We start from the raw sequence: 19,922 nt of genomic DNA, 5'->3' as shown, positions 1-19,922 counted from the left end.
CCTTCCAAAAGCTCTCATACACTTCGGGCGATCGCCACCCGCCTGACCCCGAAGCTCTCAGAATTCAGTCTTTGTGTATTTGCTTGGACATCTGATTTCTGAGACCTGACATCTGATCCCTATTCACTCTCACATTCACTTCGGAGAAATCCAACCATGAGACAGATTGCTTTTTACGGTAAAGGCGGTATCGGTAAATCCACCACCTCCCAGAACACCATTGCGGGTTTGGCAGATACTCAACGCATCATGATCGTAGGCTGTGACCCGAAAGCAGACTCCACTCGTTTGATGCTACACAGCAAGGCGCAAACCACAATTCTGCACTTAGCAGCCGAGCGCGGTGCAGTCGAAGATCTCGAACTCGAAGAAGTGCTACTCACGGGTTACAAAGATGTTAAGTGCGTTGAATCCGGCGGTCCTGAGCCTGGAGTAGGCTGTGCGGGTCGCGGTATCATCACCGCTATTAATTTCTTGGAAGAAGAAGGCGCTTATGAGGATCTGGACTTTGTTTCCTATGACGTATTAGGGGACGTGGTTTGCGGCGGCTTTGCAATGCCGATTCGGGAAGGCAAAGCCCAGGAAATCTACATCGTCTGTTCGGGCGAAATGATGGCGATGTATGCGGCTAACAACATTGCCCGAGGCATCCTCAAGTATGCTCACTCCGGTGGTGTCCGTCTAGGCGGCCTCATCTGCAATAGCCGTAACGTTGACCGAGAAGTTGAACTCATCGAAGCCCTCGCTGAGAAACTCAACACCCAAATGATTCACTTTGTCCCTCGCGACAACATTGTGCAGCACGCAGAATTGCGTCGTATGACAGTGATTGAGTACGCTCCCGAAAGCAAGCAGGCTGAGGAGTATCGCACTTTAGCTCGCAAGATTGAAAACAACAAGAATCTCGTCATTCCGACTCCGATCTCGATGGATGAACTAGAGGAACTTCTAGTTGAGTTCGGCCTCTTGGGTGGTGAGGATGAGTATCAGAAAGTGCTTGAAGCTGACAAAGCTGGTGGCAAGGTTCCAGCAAGTGTCTAATCGCTAATGGTCGGGGCATGACAGTCATGCCCCAACAGCACCTGTCGCCCTTGAAGCTCCGATCAATCCCCCATCATCAATCCCCCATTAGTCGGATTGAATCTATTCCCTAGCCGCTACAGAGAGGACACTATGACTACCGTAGAAGACAGAAAAGCGCTTGTCCAGGAGGTCCTGGAAGCGTATCCTGCCAAAGCTAAAAAGAGCCGCTCCAAGCACCTCAACGTTACAGAAGAAGGCGCTTCTGACTGCGGCGTCAAGTCCAACAAGAAATCCGTTCCTGGCGTAATGACCACCCGTGGCTGTGCCTATGCAGGGGCCAAAGGCGTAGTTTGGGGTCCAGTTAAGGACATGATTCACATTAGCCACGGTCCCGTTGGCTGCGGTTACTATTCCTGGTCCGGTCGTCGTAACTACTACATCGGCACGACTGGAGTGGATACCTTCGGCACGATGCAGTTCACCTCCGACTTTCAGGAACGCGATATCGTATTTGGCGGTGACAAGAAACTGGCTAAGCTGATCGACGAACTGGAAGTCCTCTTCCCCCTGAGTAAAGGCACCACGATTGAATCGGAATGTCCGGTGGGTCTGATTGGGGATGACATTGAAGCAGTCGCCCGGACTAAGGCGAAAGAAACCGGGAAGCCGGTTGTGCCTGTTCGTTGTGAAGGATTCCGGGGTGTCTCCCAGTCTTTGGGGCACCACATTGCGAATGACACGGTGCGTGACTGGGTATTGCCCAAAGCTGATGAATATCGCCAGCTCCCCGAAGGCTATGAACCCGGTCCTTACGATGTCAATATCATTGGTGATTACAACATTGGGGGTGATGCTTGGCCGAGCCGTCTATTGTTAGAAGCGATCGGCCTGCGGGTCATCTGTCAGTTCTCCGGTGATGGGACCTTCAATGAAGTGGTGATGACGCCGCTAGCGAAGATGAACCTGATCCACTGCTACCGCTCCATGAACTACATTTGCCGCTTCATGGAAGAGAAGTATCAGATTCCGTGGCTGGAGTACAACTTCTTTGGTCCCACGCAAATCGCGAAGTCCCTCCGTAAGATTGCTGCCCAGTTTGATGAAACGATTCAAAAGAAAGCTGAGCAGGTCATTGCAGAGCACCAGGCTCGCATGGATGAGATTGTCGGGAAGTATCGCTCCCGTCTAGACGGCAAGAAAGTCATGATGATGGTAGGTGGACTGCGTCCCCGTCACGTTATTCCTGCCTTTGAAGACTTGGGAATGGACGTCATCGGTACTGGCTATGAATTCGGCCACGGTGACGACTACAAGCGAACTGCCGACTACGTCAAAGAAGGGACCGTCATCTACGACGACGTTAGTGGCTTTGAATTTGAGGAATTTGCTAAGCAGCTCCAGCCCGACCTGATCGCTGCTGGTATCAAAGAGAAATACGTCTTCCAGAAAATGGCCCTGCCCTTCCGTCAAATGCACTCCTGGGATTACTCCGGTCCATACCACGGCTACGAAGGTTTTGAAGTCTTTGCCCGTGACATGGACATGGCGATCAACAATCCCACTTGGGGCTTAGTTAACCCACCTTGGGAGACCGCGTAGAACCGAATGGGGACATCGAACCCTGTGTAGATCGTTGTTCGTTATTGGTTGTTCGTTGCCTGTTCTCAGAATCCAACAACCAGTGACTAATACCCAATAACGAACGAACCCCCATCTTTCCTTCCTCCAACTCCACCCCTTCCGACTTGCTAATCCCCTCACGGAGATCATCATGACTGAGAACACCAACCCCCAAGTGCCGGACAATGCCCCTGAATCCGGTAAGATTCAGGACCACTTTGACCTTTTCCAAACGGAGACTTATCAAGAGCTATTTGAGTACAAGCGTCAATTTGAAGGAGCGCACGATCGCGATTTAGTTGCCGAAACCGCTGAATGGACCAAGACCTGGGACTATCGCGAAAAGAACTTTGAGCGTAAAGCCCTCACCATCAACCCGGCTAAAGCTTGTCAGCCCCTGGGCTCTCTGTTTGTGGCGTCTGGTTTTGAAGGCACCTTGCCCTATAGCCACGGCTCTCAGGGCTGTGTTGCTTATTTCCGCACCCACCTAACCCGTAACTACAAAGAGCCTTTCCAAGCGGTTTCCTCTTCCATGACGGAAGATGCAGCAGTCTTCGGCGGTCTCAACAACCTCAAGAATGGTTTGAACAACGCCTATGACCTGTACAACCCCAAGATGATTGCTCTTTGCACCACCTGTATGGCTGAGGTCATCGGGGATGACATCGGTTCCTTCATTCAGACCGCTAAGAACGAAGAGCTGATTCCCCAAGACTTGCCAGTACCCGCAGCCCATACGCCTAGCTTTGTCGGTTCCCACATCACGGGCTATGACAACATGCTAGTGAGTATTCTCAAGACGCTGACAGCTGGGAAAAAAGCAGAGACAACCAACGGCAAGTTCAACTTCAATCTAGGTTTCGACCCCTATATTGGCAACCTGCGTGAACTAAAGCGAATCTTGGGTCTATTTGGTATTGACTACACCATTTTGTCAGACAACTCGGATACGTTCGATTCTCCTAACACAGGCGAATTCAAGATGTACAACGGGTTGACCAAGCTGGAAGACGCGGCTGATTCCATTAATGCTGAAGGCACGTTCTTTTTCCAGAAGTACACGACACCCAAGACGCAAGACTACATTACGAAGGAATGGGAACAGAAGACCTATAATTTCCGCCCCTTCGGGATCAAGGGCACTGACGAGTTCCTCATGGCGCTCTCTGCCATTACCGGTAAGGCCATTCCTCAAGAACTCCAGCAAGAGCGGGGGCGTGCCGTTGATGCCTTGACGGACTCTCAAGCCTGGATTCACGGTAAGCGCGTTGCTCTGTACGGCGATCCCGATCACGTCTTTGGCATCACTCAGTTCTTGCTAGAGATGGGCGCTGAACCAGTTCACATCGTGGTGACCAACAGCAACCCTGACTTTGAAGCGGAACTGCGTGAGGTGCTGACAAACAGTCCTTACGGACAAGAGGCCACGGTTTGGGGCAAAAAGGATCTATGGCATCTGCGATCGCTCATGTTCACTGAACCCGTTGATTTGCTGATCGGCAACTCCTATGGCAAGTATCTCTGGCGCGATACCAAGACTCCGCTAGTGCGTATCGGCTATCCGATCTTCGATCGCCATCACATGCATCGCTATGCCACGCTGGGCTACCAAGGCGCGATCAATCAGTTCAACTGGATTATTAACACTGTCCTAGATGAACTAGATCGTCAAACCATCATCCCTGCAAAGACAGATATCTCCTTCGATCTCATCCGCTAGACAAGGAGGAAATAAGGGGGGGAGTGCTCTTTGACACCCTCCCTTACTCCTGGATTCCTTTGCTCCTCTACCCATCACCTGCCATGAAACTTAGCGACGAAATCGAACTTGATGGTCCTCCAATCTTTGAAATGGGTAGCCGTGTTCGGGTCAAAAAAGTCATTCGCAACGACGGCACCTTTCCGGGCAAAGACATTGGTTTCCACTTGGCTAAGAAAGGGGATGTAGGCTACATCGTTGGCATTGGGACCTACCTACAGCGCGCCTACATTTACTCCGTTCACTTCCTAGAGACCAACTTTGTGGTGGGCTGCCTCAGCCGTGAACTTGATTTAGCTGAAGATCGTCCACCTCTAATCGAACAAGAAAACTAGTAAAGCCGTATCCTTTCATCCAGCTTGAATGTCGAATTGTTAGTTTTAACCTCCTGAGAACTCTGATGGCTATTTTCGTCGATTCCTCCCATCCATCCCCTCTGTCCCATCACCCTGGCCTCGATTTGCTGAAGCCCTTGCGTCACTGGATCGATGGTTATGAGGTGAGCGATCGCGCTACGGCCCGCCTGATTTGCAGACTCATCCCTAGTACTTGTCCTTTTGAGCGAGATATCTCTTTTCTGGGTCGTACCGTTCACATTCCGCCCCTCTGCAAGCTCAACCCGCTCTACAACGAACTCGTGAGTCTTCGGTTTCGAGCACTCTCTTACCTAGCGGATATCTGTGGTGAAGACATCGCTCTTTACATTTAACCAGTCCCCAGGCCAAATTCATCCCATTTGCCCGCTTAGCCTCTGCCCCCTTCATTCCCCATCTCGCCATGAAAATGACGTCTGGAAAAATCAATGAATTGCTGACCCAGCCGGGCTGTGAACACAATCACAAGAAAGACGGCAAGGGCAAGAATAAAGCTTGTCAGCAGCAAGCTCAGCCAGGGGCTGCTCAAGGCGGTTGTGCTTTTGATGGCGCTAGCATTGCCCTTGTTCCAATTACGGATGTGGCGCATCTGGTTCACGGTCCCATTGCCTGTGCGGGCAACTCTTGGGGCAGTCGCGGCAGTCTTTCGTCTGGACCCATGACCTACAAGATGGGCTTTACGACAGATCTGAGTGAAAACGACATCATCTTTGGCGGCGAGAAGAAGCTTTACAAAGCCATTCGCGAAGTTAAGGAACGACACAATCCTGCTGCTGTTTTCGTTTATCTCACCTGCGTGACAGCGCTCATTGGGGATGACCTTGAAGCCGTCTGTCAGGCTGCTAGCGAGAAATTTGACATTCCTGTCGTGCCGGTCAGCTCTCCCGGCTTTGTGGGGAGCAAAAACTTGGGGAACCGGATTGGGGGTGAAGCTCTTTTGGAGTACGTTGTTGGCACCGCTGAGCCGGAGTACACCACGCCCTACGACATCAACCTCATTGGCGAATACAACATTGCTGGCGAGATGTGGGGCGTGGTGCCGCTGTTGAAAAAGTTGGGAATTCGGGTTCTTGCCAAGATTACTGGGGATGCTCGCTACCATGAAGTCACCTATGCCCATCGGGCCAAACTCAACGTGATGATCTGCTCTAAAGCGCTGATCAATATGGCCCACAAGATGCAGGAACGCTACGACATTCCCTACATCGAAGCGTCCATCTACGGTGTGGAGGACATGAACAACCTGCTGAGGGCGATCGCGTCTCATTTCAACGACGATGACCTCAAAGCGCGGGTGGAGGCGACGATTCAGGCTGAAACGGCCCAGCTGACTGAGGCTCTCGCGCCCTATCGTCAGCGGCTGCAAGGCAAGCGGGTTGTGCTCTATACGGGTGGCGTCAAGAGCTGGTCCATCATTTCTGCGGCGAACGATCTCGGCATCGAAGTTGCGGCCACCAGCACTAAAAAGAGTACTGAAGAAGACAAAGCTCGCATCAAAGACTTGCTCGGCAAAGACGGCATCATGCTGCAAAAGGGCAATGCTCAGGAACTGCTGAAAGTCATCGCCAAAACCAAAGCTGACATGCTGATCGCTGGCGGTCGCAACCAGTACACCGCGCTCAAAGCTCGCATTCCATTCCTTGATATCAACCAGGAACGTCACCATCCCTATGCTGGGTACGTCGGCATGATCGAGATGGCTAAAGAGCTGGATGAAGCGCTGCATAGCCCGATTTGGGAACAGGTCCGGCGAGAAGCGCCGTGGGAAAAGGTAACAGAAATTCAAAATTCAAAATTCAAAATTCAAAATTCTGCTTCACCTACCGTCCCCACCCAAGCACCGGTCTCCTCAACAAAGGTTGTTTCCCGTCGCAAGTCTGTTGCGGTGAATCCGCTGAAGCAGAGTCAGCCTCTAGGCGCAGCCCTGGCGTATCTAGGCGTGAAGGGCATCATGCCGCTGTTTCACGGCTCTCAGGGTTGTACGGCGTTTGCCAAAGTGATGCTGGTGCGTCATTTCCGAGAAGCGATTCCGCTGTCTACGACGGCGATGACGGAAGTGACGACGATTCTGGGCGGTGAGGACAATATCGAAGCCGCGATGTTGACCTTGGTAGAGAAGTCCAAGCCGGAAATCATTGGTCTCTGCACGACAGGTTTGACGGAGACCCGTGGCGATGATATGCACGGTATTTTGCGCAGCATCCGGAAGCGATCGCCCCAATTGACTGACCTTCCTGTTGCCTTTGCGTCGACTCCCGACTTCAAGGGCGCACTACAAGACGGCTATGCTGCTGCGGTCGAGGCGTTGGTGCGCGACATCCCTATTGATCCAGTGAATACGGAGACTTTAGCTGCGCCCGCAGCGACGTCTGACTATGTGTGTGACTTGCCGTCTCTCCCTCAGATCACCGTGCTAGTGGGATCGTCCTTTACCCCAGGTGATGTTCAGGTGGTGAAGGATATGGTGGCAGACTTTGGTCTCAGACCGGTGGTGCTGCCTGACTTATCCGCGTCCATCGACGGTCACCTGTCGGATGAATTCAGTGCGGTGACGACCGGGGGCACGACCGTGGAAGAGCTGCGATCGCTCCACCGCTCCACCTACACGTTAGCCCTTGGCTACAGTATGACCACCGCAGCGGAAGTTTTACAGCAGCGCTTTGGCACCCAGTTCACGGTGTTCAACAGCCTTACGGGACTAGGCGAAGTGGATCACTTTTTGGCAACGCTATCTCAACTCAGCGATCGGCCTGTTCCTGCTCGGTATGCCCATCAGCGGGCACAGCTTCAAGACGCCATCCTTGACACCCATTTCTTCTTTGGACGGAAGCGAGTTGCTTTGGCGCTGGAACCTGACCTGCTGCACGCGATCGCTGGATGGCTGAAAACGACGGGAGCAGACGTTCACGCTGCTGTCACCACTACCAAATCCAAACTGCTCAAGGATTTGCCTGTCGACACCGTGACTATTGGCGACCTGGAAGACTTTGCGGACCTGGCCCAAGGTGCAGACCTGCTGATTGCTAACTCCAACGCCAAAACCCTTTCGCAAACGCTCGACATCCCCCTCTATCGCCTGGGCTTTCCTGTCTTTGATCGCCTGGGCAATGGTCGCCGCAGCACCATCGGCTACGGCGGCACGACTCAACTCCTGTTCGACATCGGCAATCTGTTTATGGAAGCCGACGAAAAGAGCGCTCATGCGTTAGTTCATCGTTGGCGGGATGGGGGTGATGGGGATGACGGGGTGATGGAGGACAGGTTGGAGTGATGGATAATCCCCTCTGATCTGCCCCCATCCCCTGCTCATCCGCCTTCTGTTCCCTACTGCCAACAAGGAGATCTTGATGAAAGTTGCCTTTACAACCCGAGATTCAGACTCTATCAATGCTCATTTCGGCTGGGCTAGTCGGATTGATGTCTATGACGTTGACACCGACGGCTACACCTTTGTTGAAACCCTGGAGTTCACTGGCGATCTAAAGGAAGACGGCAATGAAGACAAGTTGGAACCCAAAGTTAAAGCGCTGCATGATTGCACTCTCGTCTACGTTTCAGCGATTGGTGGCAGTGCAGCAGCCAGACTGATTCGCAACAATATCACCCCGGTTAAGGCCCAGACAGAGGCAGACGATATTCAAGATGTGCTGATCCGACTGGTGGAAACCCTCAACGGCAGCCCGCCACCCTGGTTACGCAAGGCACTGCAAAAAAGTCAGCCTCGTAACTTTGACGATGATTTTGAAACTACCGAGGAGGAAATTTTAGTATGAGTCCCGCTCAAGTCGCTGCTGCTCTCGATGCAGCATTGGTTGTCGATAATTCTCCCTTTCTCAAAGCGTTAGTACAACAAATTCGCGCGAACGATCCTTACGGCACCTATCGCAATTGGGCTGATGAGCTTTTGCTGAAGCCCTATGTCATGCCTAAAAAGCAGCGCCGCGAAATTCCTGTTGAAGGAGAGGTAGATCCACTCACCATCGGACGAATTCTAGGCTTTTATCGGGCGATCGCAGCCCGTATTGAAGAGGAAACCGGTCAACTGTCCCAAGTCGTTGTTGACCTTAGTCATGAAGGTTTTGGCTGGGCACTGATCTTCTCTGGTCGCCTGATTCTGGTTTCTAAAACTCTCCGCGATGCCCAACGCTTTGGCTTCGACACCCTAGAAAAACTCAACGCAGAAGGTGAAAAACTGGTCCAAAGAGGTGTTGAGCTAGCTCAAAAATATCCCGAAGTCTGCGACATCTAAAAGGTCTAAGTGACCCATTTTGAGTTTTAGTTAGCCGGTTGAGTCTGAAATCTCCAACCCTAAATCTTCCCTCCAAACCCCTTACCGCCTATGACTACAGCAACCACCACCAACATCGAGGCTCTGAAAAAACAGATCAAGAGACTCAACAGCAAGGCTGGACAGATGAAGATGGACCTCCACGACATTGCTGAGGGATTGCCCAATGACCTAGAACAGCTACCCGAAGCCGCCGAACGGACTTACGCCGTCTACTGTCAGCTCCGCGACCTGAAACAACAACTCAAAACTTTGGAGGCCGCCCAATGACCACTGCGACCCTATCCCTATCTCAGTTCAATCAGCTCAAAGATGCTGAGGAATACTTTGATTTCTTTGGCTTAGCCTATGACCCCCAGGTGGTGAACGTGAACCGCTTGCATATCCTGCGGAAGTTTTCCCAATTGGTGCAAGCCGTTGATAGTGCTCAAGACGAAGTGACCTTACTGGAGGCTTATCGGCAAGCACTGCAAACGGCTTACACCCTGTTTATCACTTCCACTTCCGTCGAGCAGAAGTTGTTCAAGGTTTTTCAAGACCGTCCTAAAAATGTGGTCATGCTGTCTGATATCGGCGTGGAATAGCCACAACCCTAACAGCAACCAACAGCCTGTTCGTATAGCTTTAGCCCATTCACCTAGTTCTGTTTTCAGCGATGCTGCCAACTTTAACCCCAACCGAAATTGATCGCTACCGCCGTCAAATGATGCTGCCTGGTTTAGGTGAAACGGGGCAGCGACAGCTCAAAGGGACAACCGCCCTGGTCACAGGCGTCGGCGGATTGGGGGGCACTGCGGCTCTGTATCTAGCGGTAGCTGGGGTTGGCAAACTCATCCTCGTGCGGGGGGGAGACCTACAGCGGGATGATTTGAATCGGCAGGTGCTGATGACGGACGATTGGGTCGGAAAACCGCGCGTATTCAAAGCTCGGGAAACTTTAGCCCAGCTCAATCCAGATATCGCGATCGCAGCCGTGTGCGAATACGTCACTGCTGACAACATTGATGACCTCGTACAGCAAGCTGATATTGCGCTGGACTGCGCCTTTGATTTCAAAGAGCGGGATTTGCTGAATGCGGCCTGCGTGCGCTGGGGCAAGCCGATGGTGGAAGCTGCCATGAATAGCATGGATGCCTACCTGACAACCATCGTACCTGGGCAGACCCCTTGTCTTACTTGCCTATTTCCTGAGAAGCCGGAGTGGAATCGGTGGGGATTTGGAGTACTTGGAGCTGTCTCCGGTACGCTAGCCTGCTTGGCTGCACTGGAAGCAATCAAACTCATAACAGGCTTGGGGGATCCCCTATTGGGGCAGCTACTCACGATGGATTTGGCCCGCGCCGAATTTGCCAAGCGCCGCACCTACCATGATCCGGATTGTGCCGTTTGCGGGCAATCTGCTCAGTCCTCTGTGTCGGCTCGTTTACCGGATACTGCTCCGGTTTCCCTCTGATGAGTTGGTGAGTGTGACATGTTTTGGATGGCTTTGATGCTCTTGGGTCTCGCGATCGCTGCTTGGCGCTATGGCAGTCATCAGACCGACGAGGTTGTTCAATTTCTCAGCCTCTCGCTGGCCTTGGTTTGCTTAATGGGAGGAATCGTTGCGGCCCCCGGACTGCTTAAGGTTGTTTTTCTGGCTGGATTAGTCACCTACCCCACCTGTGCACCTGGCGATCGCATCATCAAACCGACCTGTCCTCGCTTTTGCCCGTGGCAAAGTCAATGCAAATCACCCCGCCGATCTATTGACAGTTTGTATTAGGCCAAGATCTTGCCTTTGCCCCTAAATCCCCTCTAGACCTGTCAAAAGCTCTTCGTCCTTGTCTCTCCGCCGAATTCAGGATCGAACAATGCTCTGGACTATTCTGCTCTCTTTCGGAATTGCGATCGTCGCTCGCGGGTTTATGCGGACCTGCACCTCCCACTCAGGGCAACTGCTCGGCATTCTGATCGCTGCTGTGCTGCTCACGTTCATTCTGGCAGATGCCCCCGTTTTGATAAAAAGTCTGATGCTTCTGTGGCTTTTAGTGGAACCCGGTGTTCTCCAACAATCCAGAACCAGTTAACTCTGCACCTTTGACTGCTTCGCTCCTGTCGATCTCTTGTTCTCTCATCCCCTGATTATTATGCCAGTTACCCTTACTGAACTCGCGGAACTCCGCCTACGCACCTTCGTTCGCGGTACACCCAACTACACTCCAGGGCGAGGTATTCGCCTCGCGGTTAAAGACGGCGGCTGCAATGGCTACGAATACGACATTAAGGTGGCAGACGCTCCCGCACCGGAAGACGAAATAGTAGAGGCTGGACCTCTCAAAGTTTTCATCGATCCGACCAGTGCTCCTCTATTGGACGGCGTTGTCGTGGACTACATCGATGGTCTATTAGAAAGCGGCTTCAAATTTACCAATCCCAATGCCACAGGCACCTGCGGCTGCGGCAAGTCCTTCCAGGCAGGTGACTGTACTCCTTCAGCCGTGCCCTGTTCGTAGTCAGCCTTTTGAATTGTGAGTAACGAGTTAAACATTGACCTTGTGGTGTTCAAACTCAAAATTCAAAATTCAAATCTCAACCCTTATTGATCTTCGTTGCAAGAGGAAAGAATCATGACAACACATCAAGTCCGCCTAATTAACAAAAAGCGTAAGATCGACGTCACTATTCCCGTTGAAGATGACATGTACATCATTGATGCAGCGGAAGAAAATGACATTGAGCTACCCTTTTCCTGTCGATCAGGAGCTTGTTCTAGCTGCGTCGGCAAGCTCGTAGAAGGCGAGATTGATCAAGAGGATCAATCTTTCTTAGAGGATGATCAAATTGCAAAAGGTTTCATTGTATTGTGCTCGTCTTATCCTCGCTCAGACTGCACGATCAAAACCCACATGGAAGCCTATCTGGTCTAGCCGTAATCTTTGTTGAAGAGTAAACAATTTGAACTTGAATAGGTGACGCAATCTGAAAAAGGTAGGGTGGGCACTACCCAGGATGTTGATTTAATACCATTCTGATTACGCTTCTCATGCTGTTTTTGTTGGGCAGTGTCCACCCTACCCCTCTAGTGGACGCTCGTCAGACAACTCTGAAGATTAAGCAGCTCCCTGTCTAGGCCTTATTCAAACTCAAAACTCCTTGCTCCTCAATGAGTTCATTCTTGCAATATTTGGAGTCGGACAATGGCAAAAATTGGAATTTTCTATGGCAGTACCTCCGGTGTCACAGAAGAAATTGCTGAAAAAATCCAGGCTGAAATTGGTGAAGAGAACTGTGATTTATACAGCATGGAGGAAGATTTCGACAGCTATGACGATCTTCTAGAGTACGATTATTTGCTGCTCGGATGCTCAACTTGGGGGGCTGGCGAGGTTCAAAATGACTGGCGCGAACCCCTGTTCGATTTAGAGGTTGAAAAACCTGATTTCTCGGGTAAAACGATCGCCCTCTTCGGTCCCGGCGATTGTACTGGTCACGGCAAACACTTCGTTGGTGCACTGGGTATTTTGTATGACCAATTCAAAGCGCTTGGGGCCAATGTGGTCGGTGCTGTTTCAGCAGATGGTTATACCTTCGAAAAATCCACTGCAATTCGAGATGGGCGCTTTGTGGGGCTTCCCCTTGACGAAGTTAACGAAAGCGAACAAACAGACCAGCGGATTGCTGATTGGCTAGCGTTGCTCAAACCAGATTTCCCAGCCCTCGCTGCCTAGTGGTCTATCAATTTTGAAATTGTGAGTGAGTTATCCCTGCAAGTGTTGAGACAGACCATACGTTGCTCTGATCTCTCGGTTCAGCAAATCGCGTGCATTCGCCCCCTTAAATCTCCCATCCTGGGGAACTTTCAGAGATTGGCTCCCCCAGGATGGGGGCCGGGGGGCCACAGCAGTCAGCATCAACTCAACTGCAAGATCTGGATTAACTCACAATTTTGAGCTTGACGCTGCCTAGCGCAATCCACTGGAATTCCAATCAAATTAAGATGAGGCAGTCCAGCACCTTCCCAGACTGACTCTCGTCATCGTCTCACCACGAGTCACTCGTCTGCGCTAAAATGTCTGATTTCCTACAGCGCTGGCCTATGCCTTCTTTATCCGACAACGATACCTCCCACTTCCAACACAGGTGGTCCAACTACTATGAGGCTGTGGAGGGACGTCCTCCCCGTGAGACCTTGCTTACGGCTCTTAAGCTATTTGATGCCGAACGTCCCCGTAACAAGCGGGCGATCATTGGGAACGCTGTTGATTTGGGTTGTGGCGATGGGCGCGACACCGTTGAACTACTGCGGCGTAACTGGCGCGTTCTAGCCATTGATGGCGAACCGGAGGCGATCGCTCGCCTCAGCAAACGACCCGACATCAACCGCACCTACTTAGAAACGCGGGTCCAAAAATTCGAAGACATTGCCCTCCCTCCTGATGTTGATCTCATAAACGCCAGCTTCTGTCTTCCGTTCTGTTCACCCAGCTATTTTTCAGAACTGTGGGAGGAAATTGTCGTTGCACTGCGACCGGGGGGACGGTTTTGCGGGCATTTGTTTGGCGATCACGACTCGTGGGCGACCTATAGCGACATCACTTGTCACACTCGTTCACAGGTGGAAGCGTTGTTCCATCCTTTTGATATTGAACGTTTAGATGAGGAAGACCACCCCGGCAAAACAGCCTTAGGAGAAGAAAAGCATTGGCACCTCTTTAATATGGTGGCCTGTAAACGCTGACGAATGAAAGCAGCACCCCAAAAGTCCTTTACTTTTCAGGAGAACATCCATGCACGTCGCTAAAGACATCACACAGCTCATCGGACGAACCCCGTTGGTTCAGCTCAACCGTATTCCGCAGTCTGAGGGCTGCCTAGCGCAAATTCTGGTGAAGCTAGAGGGCATGAATCCAGCGGCGTCTGTGAAGGATCGGATAGGGGCCAACATGGTTCACGCTGCCGAGGAGGCAGGCACTATTTCTCCCGATGACACTATTCTGGTAGAACCAACATCGGGTAATACAGGAATTGCCTTGGCGATGGTTGCTGCAGCTAAGGGATACCGCCTCATCCTCACGATGCCTGAAACCATGAGTTTGGAGCGGCGTGCCATGTTGAAAGCCTACGGTGCAGAACTGGTGCTGACGCCCGGCAATCAAGGCATGAATGGGGCGATCGCAAAAGCTACAGAAATTGCGGCTCAGTTGCCAAACGCCTTTATGCCGCAGCAGTTCGAGAATCCGGCTAATCCCCAGATCCATAAAGAAACGACTGCTGAAGAAATTTGGGCGGATACTGACGGCTCTGTCGATATGGTGGTTGCCGGTGTGGGTACTGGAGGAACGATTACGGGCATTGCAGAGGTTTTGAAATCTCGGAAAGATAGCTTTCAAGCGATCGCGGTGGAACCCACTAGCAGTCCGGTTCTTTCTGGCGGAAATGCTGGTCCTCACAAAATCCAGGGCATCGGTGCTGGATTCGTCCCGGCTATTCTGCAAGTTAACCTGATCGATGAGGTGGTTCAGGTATCTGATGATGAGGCGATCGCCTACAGTCGCCGCCTAGCCCGAGAAGAAGGCTTGCTCTCAGGTATCTCTGCAGGGGCTGCTCTCGCGGCGGCGATCGCCGTTGGAAAACGACCTGAAAACGCAGACAAGATCATCGTCATGATTCAACCCAGTTTCGGCGAACGCTACCTGAGTACTGTACTCTTCAAGGATTTGGAACCTGCCCATCCTCCGCTTGTTCCCGATAGCTTACCCGCTGAATACCAGTCCAATCCTGTTCAATGAAGCATTGTGGGAGTCTCTGGGAGTCTCAATGAGGCAAAGTCCTCGACTATCCCTCAGGGCCACCGCCCGTGATACCCAATTTTTGATTGTGAATCTGAAAACTTTTGAAGGGCAGTTTTCCAGCTTGGCCCTTCAAGTTGATCATTCTATTGATTTGATCGATTTGTCGGATGATTTTGCCTTGCTTCTTCCCCTTAATCCTCTGATCCCTTCATCCTTTTGATCTATGAACTCTGACTCTGCCCCGAGTGCTCCTGCGCCTCGTCAAGAACGCTACTTCGCTCTAATCGACAAGCTTCTATCATGCCCCAATGGTGAAGAACCGCAAGTGTTGAATACGGAGCCTGATCTCCTAGACGCTGGCTTTGTCCAAGCGCTTATGCAGGCTGCTAGCTACTTTGCCCACCAGGACAATGCCGACGCGGCTAAATTCTTGATCTTCATTGCCCGTGAACTGTCGGTTCAGCTAGGCTTATATCCTGAACCGCAATCTCAGGGTGAGACGCAGGGGACATAGAGGACCAATGGATTTGAAGAGTTGTTGCGCTGTTACCCCAGCTATTTCATGCTTAAAGGAACTGCACTTTGTCGGGTCGGCTGCTACGCTTTGAAAATCTATGAGCTTAGACGTTGTCAACGCGAATATCCAATTCTTTGTTCAAATCTGTAATGGCATTTTAATCAGTGTTTGCCAATTGCTAGCGCTGGTGGTGATTGCGATCGGGGTCTTTCGAGCGCTGTTTGTTTTCTTGAGCGAGACCTTACTAAAGCGGCAAACGTTTGACGCATTTCAGAATAGTCGCCTGATGATGGGCTATGCCTTTTCATTGGGTTTGAGCTTTTTGGTGGGTGCAAGTATTCTTAAAACGATGATTTCTAGCCAGTGGAATGATATTGCTCAGTTGGGCGCCACGATTCTGATTCGCACTATCCTCAATCTCTTGCTAGAGCGAGCCAACAGAATTGGTCAGAAAGCGATCGCGCAAAATGGTGAAGTTGTCCCCTCACCTCTGCAAAGCAGCGTTTCGTAAAGCGAGTGAGGGCTGATCAATCTGCTGCCGATTGCTGAGTGGCCTCTATGAGTCCAATTCGGTAAGGCTGTAGCGCTTCATCAAGGGCAGGCATGAGACGGGGAGACAGGAATAGTTCGTCAAAGAATTTAGCGATCGCCACATTCTCAAACCGGACATAGTAATCAAATGGATTGGGGCCATCATCGTGCCGTTTGAAAACGCCAAAGCCTAATCGCTCGCTTCTGGCCTCAACGACAGGCGCATTTTGCTTGAGCCACTGTTCCAAGGTTTCTGAGGCCGCCATCGAGTTTGCTAAGCCTTGTATTTGGTCGGCTGAAGGAGGCGGGTTGGGAACGGGAGAATCTTCTGGTTGTACTACCCACGCGATCGCCAACGATTCTGCTCGGACTACTGGGTCATACCAAGCTTGTAGGACATACTTTCCCGGTAGATTGGGCAGGGTTTCGATATCAGGTACGTTTCCTCTCGTTGCTGATAGAACCGCTTGTCCAATGGCTGTGCCATATTCATCCCAGTCATCAGCTGCACCGCTATAGTCCCCTAACCACCAGCGAGTTGCCCCTCGTATTTGATGGAGATGCGGGATAAGCAGGGGATCATCAGCGTTTGCAAGCAGTTCCCCATACAGTTCCTCCAAGCGAGTGAGGGCAGAGGGATATAACGTCGAGAACGGCTCGGTCGTCCAGACTGGACTGGTGATGATTCTGGGATGTCGAATCATTTCCAGCGCCATAGCGTCTGCTGCCAGGTTGGGCTGATCGTTCAACAGCAGGCTGTAGCCGAGGCCAAAAAAGACGCCCATTTTGGCCGGCAGCAGTTGGGCTGCTTGAGAGAAGGAGACGATCGCGGCTTCAGGTTGCCTTTGGGCCTGTAGCCAGCCCAAATTAGAGTAGCCAAACTCTTGAAAGGGGGAAACGGCATTACCCTGCTGAAACCAAGCGATCGCGTCCTCCTGCATTGAGTTTGCAACTTCGGAATCTTCAACGCTGTTGCTCAAGTCGCCGACTGCCCAACCTAATTGAAATGGATAGTAACTTTCCCATGGGGCTAATCTCTGCGACTGCTCCAGAAGCGTGACAAATTCAGATAAGTTCTCTCTCTCCAGTTCCAGAAAGGCTTGAGAGGAGGCTGCCCACGCTCGGTGAATGGAGAGAAGCCAAAGTCCCATGGCTAACGTAATGCCTACTCCAGCCCCAACTAGACTGCGACGGTAACGCGGGTTTTGTCCTGGTGCGCTGCTGGCTACTGGCGATCGCAACTGGGCCAAAATGATGGCGAAATAGAGAACGAGCACACCGGCGATCGCGACGACATCCAGTTGATAATCCACTAGGCTGAGCACGCTATAAGCCCACAAGCCACCCACCAAGCTCCACATCAAGCTGGCGGGGATTCCAGTTGATAGTCGAGTTCTGTGTCGCCACAGGGCATAAATCAACAAAACACCCGCTAGTAGGGGCAACAGGATGCCCCAAATCCCTAACTCTGCCCACAGCTGAACGGGAGTACTGTGAAGTTGATGATGCAGTTCGGCCTCGCGACCTGCCCATGCGGGACGATACTGTTGATAAACCAGAGGGACACTACCGGGTCCGAGGCCAGCCCAAGGGCGCTGCCAGCCCATCCGCCAACCTGTGACAGTTGTGATCAGGCGATATGTGACCTGACTGTTGGTGATCTGTCCGGTTTGCAACCCCGCTAGCGTTGCCTGGAGGCGGGGGTTCAGAATAGCGAGGGTGCCTAATAAGGCTAACCCCAGCAGGCCAGCCGGAACAGCGACCCGTCGAGGAACATAGTGCCCCAGAAGCAGTATCAACAAGGTGGGAAGCACTAGGGCAACGAGGGCTAAAACGCCTGCTCGTGAACCCGTGGTGTATAGCGTCAGCAATCCCAATCCCAGTCCTGACCACCACAGCCACCGCCGCAGCGTCTTATCGGTCAATCCCAACCCTACGAACAAGGGCAGCACGAGCACCAGATATCCGGCAACATAATTTTGATGGCCTAGGGGAAACCCGTTTCGCAGACTGACAATGGCAAAGTTGAAGGACTGTTCGACACCGATCGCCCGCAAAGCGTCCAAGCGAGCCAGTTCGGGTAGATAGGCGTTCGTCATCCACATCCCCAGACTGACCAGGATGAAGGCGATCGCCAAATACCCTTGAAATGTCAGCAGGCTGCGACTCCGCGCTGGTGTCAGCCATCCCATTAATCCATGTAGTGCTGCCAATCCGCCTAGTGCCGCCCATCCGTACCACATTGCCTGTTGTGAAAAGGCCGCTACTAGCATTGATATCCCCATGCCCAAGACGGCTAGTCCTGCCAGCGCGTCAAACCCATTGCCTAAGCGGAACTCTCGCAAAGGTTTGTGCCATGCCTGCCAGAGTAGCCACGCAATTGGCAATAGCAGCATCGCCTGCCATAGTGCTACCCAAGGCCAAGTCACCATCTGCGTTGTGCTATTTGGCAGCAGCGTGAAGAGAGCATAGAGGAGGGCTGCAAGAATAAGGAGAGAAGACATGGGTTAGGGTCGATGGGAGATAGGTAGGAATGATACCTATTCTTGCTAATACGCTCCTTTCCCAACCACTACAATTCTCAATGTCTCCATCAAAATATCGAGGTCGAGATTGAGGGACCAGTTATCGATGTAATGCAGATCAAGGCGAGCAACATCATCAAAGCTGTCAATATCTGATCGCCCTGAAATCTGCCATAGCCCTGTGATGCCTGGTAGAACCTGATGGCGAATGTGATGCCAAGAGTCGAAGCGCTCGACATCTCGGACCGGCAGCGGGCGAGGACCGACTAAACTCATTTCGCCTGACAGTACGTTAAATAACTGGGGTAGTTCGTCGAGGCTAGTGCGGCGTAAAAAGGCTCCGATTCGGGTGATACGAGGATCTCGTTTGACTTTGAAAAGGACGCCGTCGGCTGATTCGTTGTGATGCTCAAGGGCAGCTTGCTGTTGGTCCGCACCGATCCCCATGGTGCGGAATTTCCAAACCCAAAACCGCTCTCCGTGTAGGCCAACGCGCTCTTGTCTAAAGAAGGGAGAACCGGGTGAATCAAGCCGGATTGCTAAAGCAATTCCTAGAAAAAACGGGGCCAGGGCGATCGCGCCTAAGGTGGCTCCGATATAGTCCATGCTGCGCTTAAGGTGATAGTCAATATTGCCCACCAGGGGCGCGTCTAACCGTAATGTGGGAATGCCTGCTAGGGTTTCTGGGTTGCCTCGTCGATGCAGCATATCGCGACTGGTGGGAATCAGCTGCATCGTGATGCCTGCTTGCCGAAGTTTCCAATACAGCTCTGAGGCTAGATCGGCGGAGGGAATATTTTCGGCCAACACTAACGTTGCTTTGGAGGTGAGAATGGCTTGGAAGGTTGCTTGTGAGTTGGCTGTTATGGGTAGAGCTGCCCCAATTACAGAAATGTGAGCACGCTGAGCTAATAGTTCCGACAGTCGTTTCAGTCGTGCCGCAGGGGCAATTAGAAATACGGCGGATTGATTGCGAGAACGCTCTAAAGGTCGAAGCAGTACCACTGTCACGAGCCGGGCCAACACCACGAGGACAACGCTGCTTAACCAGGCAGAGAAGAAGAGCGATCGCGGCAAATCTAATTTGGGATCGTAAAAATACATCAGCACGAGTGAGCCTAAATAGATCAAGCTCAACAGCTGACCTGCTTTGACGTAGTTTTTGACCTGATGCCTGCCGCCATATAAGCCACTCAAAGCGAAGATTAGCAAAGTACAGGCCCCCAAGATCCATAACGGACTAGGAACCGATAACCATGTCCACCAGTCGAGTTGAGGGGGAATGGGGGAGAAAAACTGGTTAAAGGATCGAGCAATCTGCCACGCGCAGACGAGCGCTGTAACATCGGCCAGCATGAGGATGAGCGATCGCTGAACTTCCCAGGTCAATACATCCCTGAACCGCAATCGTCGGGGCGCACGAATGTCTAGGTGAGGGCGCGATCGGGTAGCTGCACGAGGAGGCCGATGACAGTCCATAGGCGGTAAAGGGTAAAATTGCCTAATCTTTCGGG

The 19,922-nt window shown here is 51.9% G+C and carries 22 protein-coding genes; 20 read left to right on the top strand and 2 right to left on the bottom strand.

The window, feature by feature from the left end; all coding sequences use genetic code 11:
• Positions 1-156 precede the first annotated feature (156 nt).
• The 20 genes from nifH (at position 157) to PN498_RS05415 (ending at position 15,863) form a co-directional block, all read left to right on the top strand.
• Positions 157-1,041, top strand: coding sequence for a nitrogenase iron protein (gene nifH / locus PN498_RS05510; RefSeq protein WP_272061715.1), 885 nt, complete (start codon positions 157-159; stop codon positions 1,039-1,041).
• A 132-nt stretch (positions 1,042-1,173) separates the two neighbouring features.
• A complete protein-coding gene (gene nifD, locus PN498_RS05505) occupies positions 1,174-2,622 on the top strand; it encodes a nitrogenase molybdenum-iron protein alpha chain (RefSeq protein WP_272061714.1) in 1,449 nt (482 codons plus the stop codon).
• A 172-nt stretch (positions 2,623-2,794) separates the two neighbouring features.
• Complete coding sequence (gene nifK, locus PN498_RS05500; RefSeq protein ID WP_272061713.1) at positions 2,795-4,363, top strand: nitrogenase molybdenum-iron protein subunit beta; 1,569 nt, start codon at positions 2,795-2,797, stop codon at positions 4,361-4,363.
• Between the two features lie 83 nt (positions 4,364-4,446).
• On the top strand, positions 4,447-4,737 hold the full coding sequence (locus PN498_RS05495) for a nitrogen fixation protein NifZ (RefSeq protein ID WP_272061712.1): 291 nt from the start codon (positions 4,447-4,449) through the stop codon (positions 4,735-4,737).
• 65 nt (positions 4,738-4,802) lie between these two features.
• Positions 4,803-5,111 carry a Mo-dependent nitrogenase C-terminal domain-containing protein gene (locus PN498_RS05490; RefSeq protein ID WP_272061711.1) on the top strand — a complete coding sequence of 103 codons (309 nt, stop codon included), beginning with the start codon at positions 4,803-4,805 and terminating at the stop codon, positions 5,109-5,111.
• A 68-nt stretch (positions 5,112-5,179) separates the two neighbouring features.
• The gene (locus PN498_RS05485) at positions 5,180-8,047 is read left to right on the top strand and encodes a bifunctional nitrogenase iron-molybdenum cofactor biosynthesis protein NifEN (protein ID WP_272061710.1); all 2,868 of its coding nucleotides are present in this window, start codon (positions 5,180-5,182) and stop codon (positions 8,045-8,047) included.
• Between the two features lie 76 nt (positions 8,048-8,123).
• Positions 8,124-8,549 carry a nitrogen fixation protein NifX gene (nifX, locus tag PN498_RS05480; protein WP_272061709.1) on the top strand — a complete coding sequence of 142 codons (426 nt, stop codon included), beginning with the start codon at positions 8,124-8,126 and terminating at the stop codon, positions 8,547-8,549.
• Positions 8,546-9,025 carry a NifX-associated nitrogen fixation protein gene (locus PN498_RS05475; RefSeq protein WP_272061708.1) on the top strand — a complete coding sequence of 160 codons (480 nt, stop codon included), beginning with the start codon at positions 8,546-8,548 and terminating at the stop codon, positions 9,023-9,025. Before nifX ends, PN498_RS05475 begins: the two co-directional genes overlap by 4 nt.
• Positions 9,026-9,115: 90 nt before the next feature.
• The gene (locus tag PN498_RS05470; protein WP_272061707.1) at positions 9,116-9,334 is read left to right on the top strand and encodes a CCE_0567 family metalloprotein; all 219 of its coding nucleotides are present in this window, start codon (positions 9,116-9,118) and stop codon (positions 9,332-9,334) included.
• Positions 9,331-9,648: a nitrogenase-stabilizing/protective protein NifW gene (gene nifW / locus PN498_RS05465; RefSeq protein WP_272061706.1), complete on the top strand. Its 318-nt coding sequence runs from the start codon at positions 9,331-9,333 to the stop codon at positions 9,646-9,648. The genes PN498_RS05470 and nifW overlap by 4 nt, the downstream gene beginning before the upstream one ends.
• 71 nt (positions 9,649-9,719) lie before the next feature.
• Complete coding sequence (locus tag PN498_RS05460) at positions 9,720-10,517, top strand: HesA/MoeB/ThiF family protein (RefSeq protein ID WP_272061705.1); 798 nt, start codon at positions 9,720-9,722, stop codon at positions 10,515-10,517.
• Positions 10,518-10,535: 18 nt separating this feature from the next.
• Positions 10,536-10,826: a hypothetical protein gene (locus tag PN498_RS05455; RefSeq protein ID WP_272061704.1), complete on the top strand. Its 291-nt coding sequence runs from the start codon at positions 10,536-10,538 to the stop codon at positions 10,824-10,826.
• Between the two features lie 88 nt (positions 10,827-10,914).
• Entirely contained in the window at positions 10,915-11,130 is a 216-nt protein-coding gene (locus PN498_RS05450) for a hypothetical protein (RefSeq protein ID WP_272061703.1), read from the top strand.
• A gap of 60 nt (positions 11,131-11,190) precedes the next feature.
• Positions 11,191-11,556 (top strand): HesB/IscA family protein, encoded by a 366-nt coding sequence (locus tag PN498_RS05445; protein ID WP_272061702.1) that lies wholly within the window; start codon positions 11,191-11,193, stop codon positions 11,554-11,556.
• A 114-nt stretch (positions 11,557-11,670) separates the two neighbouring features.
• Positions 11,671-11,970 carry a 2Fe-2S iron-sulfur cluster-binding protein gene (locus PN498_RS05440; RefSeq protein ID WP_272061701.1) on the top strand — a complete coding sequence of 100 codons (300 nt, stop codon included), beginning with the start codon at positions 11,671-11,673 and terminating at the stop codon, positions 11,968-11,970.
• A gap of 270 nt (positions 11,971-12,240) precedes the next feature.
• Positions 12,241-12,771 (top strand): flavodoxin, encoded by a 531-nt coding sequence (locus PN498_RS05435; RefSeq protein WP_272061700.1) that lies wholly within the window; start codon positions 12,241-12,243, stop codon positions 12,769-12,771.
• A 368-nt stretch (positions 12,772-13,139) separates the two neighbouring features.
• Positions 13,140-13,781: a class I SAM-dependent methyltransferase gene (locus tag PN498_RS05430; protein ID WP_272061699.1), complete on the top strand. Its 642-nt coding sequence runs from the start codon at positions 13,140-13,142 to the stop codon at positions 13,779-13,781.
• 49 nt (positions 13,782-13,830) lie between these two features.
• Positions 13,831-14,832: a cysteine synthase A gene (gene cysK / locus PN498_RS05425; RefSeq protein ID WP_272061698.1), complete on the top strand. Its 1,002-nt coding sequence runs from the start codon at positions 13,831-13,833 to the stop codon at positions 14,830-14,832.
• A 226-nt stretch (positions 14,833-15,058) separates the two neighbouring features.
• Complete coding sequence (locus PN498_RS05420; protein WP_272061697.1) at positions 15,059-15,349, top strand: hypothetical protein; 291 nt, start codon at positions 15,059-15,061, stop codon at positions 15,347-15,349.
• Positions 15,350-15,449: 100 nt separating this feature from the next.
• Complete coding sequence (locus tag PN498_RS05415; protein WP_272061696.1) at positions 15,450-15,863, top strand: DUF1622 domain-containing protein; 414 nt, start codon at positions 15,450-15,452, stop codon at positions 15,861-15,863.
• A gap of 16 nt (positions 15,864-15,879) precedes the next feature.
• Here PN498_RS05415 and PN498_RS05410 read toward each other — a convergent pair whose 3' ends face one another.
• Positions 15,880-18,387, bottom strand: a complete 2,508-nt coding sequence (locus PN498_RS05410; protein ID WP_272061695.1) for an O-antigen ligase family protein — start codon at positions 18,385-18,387, stop codon at positions 15,880-15,882.
• 45 nt (positions 18,388-18,432) lie between these two features.
• Positions 18,433-19,887 (bottom strand): sugar transferase, encoded by a 1,455-nt coding sequence (locus PN498_RS05405; protein ID WP_272061694.1) that lies wholly within the window; start codon positions 19,885-19,887, stop codon positions 18,433-18,435.
• Positions 19,888-19,922 lie beyond the last annotated feature (35 nt).

Source organism: Oscillatoria sp. CS-180, assembly GCF_028330965.1.
Lineage (GTDB): Bacteria > Cyanobacteriota > Cyanobacteriia > Phormidesmidales > Phormidesmidaceae > Halomicronema.
The sequence above is the reverse complement of the archived record's forward strand: the minus strand, read 5'-3'. Positions and strand labels throughout refer to the sequence as shown.

Bases quoted from the DNA above. Each gene is read 5' to 3' on its own strand.
- nifW (WP_272061706.1), top strand. From the start codon at position 9,331: ATGACCACTGCGACCCTATCCCTATCTCAGTTCAATCAGCTCAAAGAT.
- PN498_RS05440 (WP_272061701.1), top strand. From the start codon at position 11,671: ATGACAACACATCAAGTCCGCCTAATTAACAAAAAGCGTAAGATCGAC.
- PN498_RS05485 (WP_272061710.1), top strand. From the start codon at position 5,180: ATGAAAATGACGTCTGGAAAAATCAATGAATTGCTGACCCAGCCGGGC.
- PN498_RS05415 (WP_272061696.1), top strand. From the start codon at position 15,450: ATGAGCTTAGACGTTGTCAACGCGAATATCCAATTCTTTGTTCAAATC.
- nifX (WP_272061709.1), top strand. From the start codon at position 8,124: ATGAAAGTTGCCTTTACAACCCGAGATTCAGACTCTATCAATGCTCAT.
- nifD (WP_272061714.1), top strand. From the start codon at position 1,174: ATGACTACCGTAGAAGACAGAAAAGCGCTTGTCCAGGAGGTCCTGGAA.
- PN498_RS05475 (WP_272061708.1), top strand. From the start codon at position 8,546: ATGAGTCCCGCTCAAGTCGCTGCTGCTCTCGATGCAGCATTGGTTGTC.
- PN498_RS05455 (WP_272061704.1), top strand. From the start codon at position 10,536: ATGTTTTGGATGGCTTTGATGCTCTTGGGTCTCGCGATCGCTGCTTGG.
- PN498_RS05450 (WP_272061703.1), top strand. From the start codon at position 10,915: ATGCTCTGGACTATTCTGCTCTCTTTCGGAATTGCGATCGTCGCTCGC.
- PN498_RS05410 (WP_272061695.1), bottom strand. From the start codon at position 18,387: ATGTCTTCTCTCCTTATTCTTGCAGCCCTCCTCTATGCTCTCTTCACG.
- cysK (WP_272061698.1), top strand. From the start codon at position 13,831: ATGCACGTCGCTAAAGACATCACACAGCTCATCGGACGAACCCCGTTG.
- PN498_RS05405 (WP_272061694.1), bottom strand. From the start codon at position 19,887: ATGGACTGTCATCGGCCTCCTCGTGCAGCTACCCGATCGCGCCCTCAC.
- nifK (WP_272061713.1), top strand. From the start codon at position 2,795: ATGACTGAGAACACCAACCCCCAAGTGCCGGACAATGCCCCTGAATCC.
- PN498_RS05420 (WP_272061697.1), top strand. From the start codon at position 15,059: ATGAACTCTGACTCTGCCCCGAGTGCTCCTGCGCCTCGTCAAGAACGC.
- PN498_RS05495 (WP_272061712.1), top strand. From the start codon at position 4,447: ATGAAACTTAGCGACGAAATCGAACTTGATGGTCCTCCAATCTTTGAA.
- PN498_RS05460 (WP_272061705.1), top strand. From the start codon at position 9,720: ATGCTGCCAACTTTAACCCCAACCGAAATTGATCGCTACCGCCGTCAA.
- PN498_RS05430 (WP_272061699.1), top strand. From the start codon at position 13,140: ATGCCTTCTTTATCCGACAACGATACCTCCCACTTCCAACACAGGTGG.
- PN498_RS05435 (WP_272061700.1), top strand. From the start codon at position 12,241: ATGGCAAAAATTGGAATTTTCTATGGCAGTACCTCCGGTGTCACAGAA.
- PN498_RS05490 (WP_272061711.1), top strand. From the start codon at position 4,803: ATGGCTATTTTCGTCGATTCCTCCCATCCATCCCCTCTGTCCCATCAC.
- PN498_RS05470 (WP_272061707.1), top strand. From the start codon at position 9,116: ATGACTACAGCAACCACCACCAACATCGAGGCTCTGAAAAAACAGATC.
- PN498_RS05445 (WP_272061702.1), top strand. From the start codon at position 11,191: ATGCCAGTTACCCTTACTGAACTCGCGGAACTCCGCCTACGCACCTTC.
- nifH (WP_272061715.1), top strand. From the start codon at position 157: ATGAGACAGATTGCTTTTTACGGTAAAGGCGGTATCGGTAAATCCACC.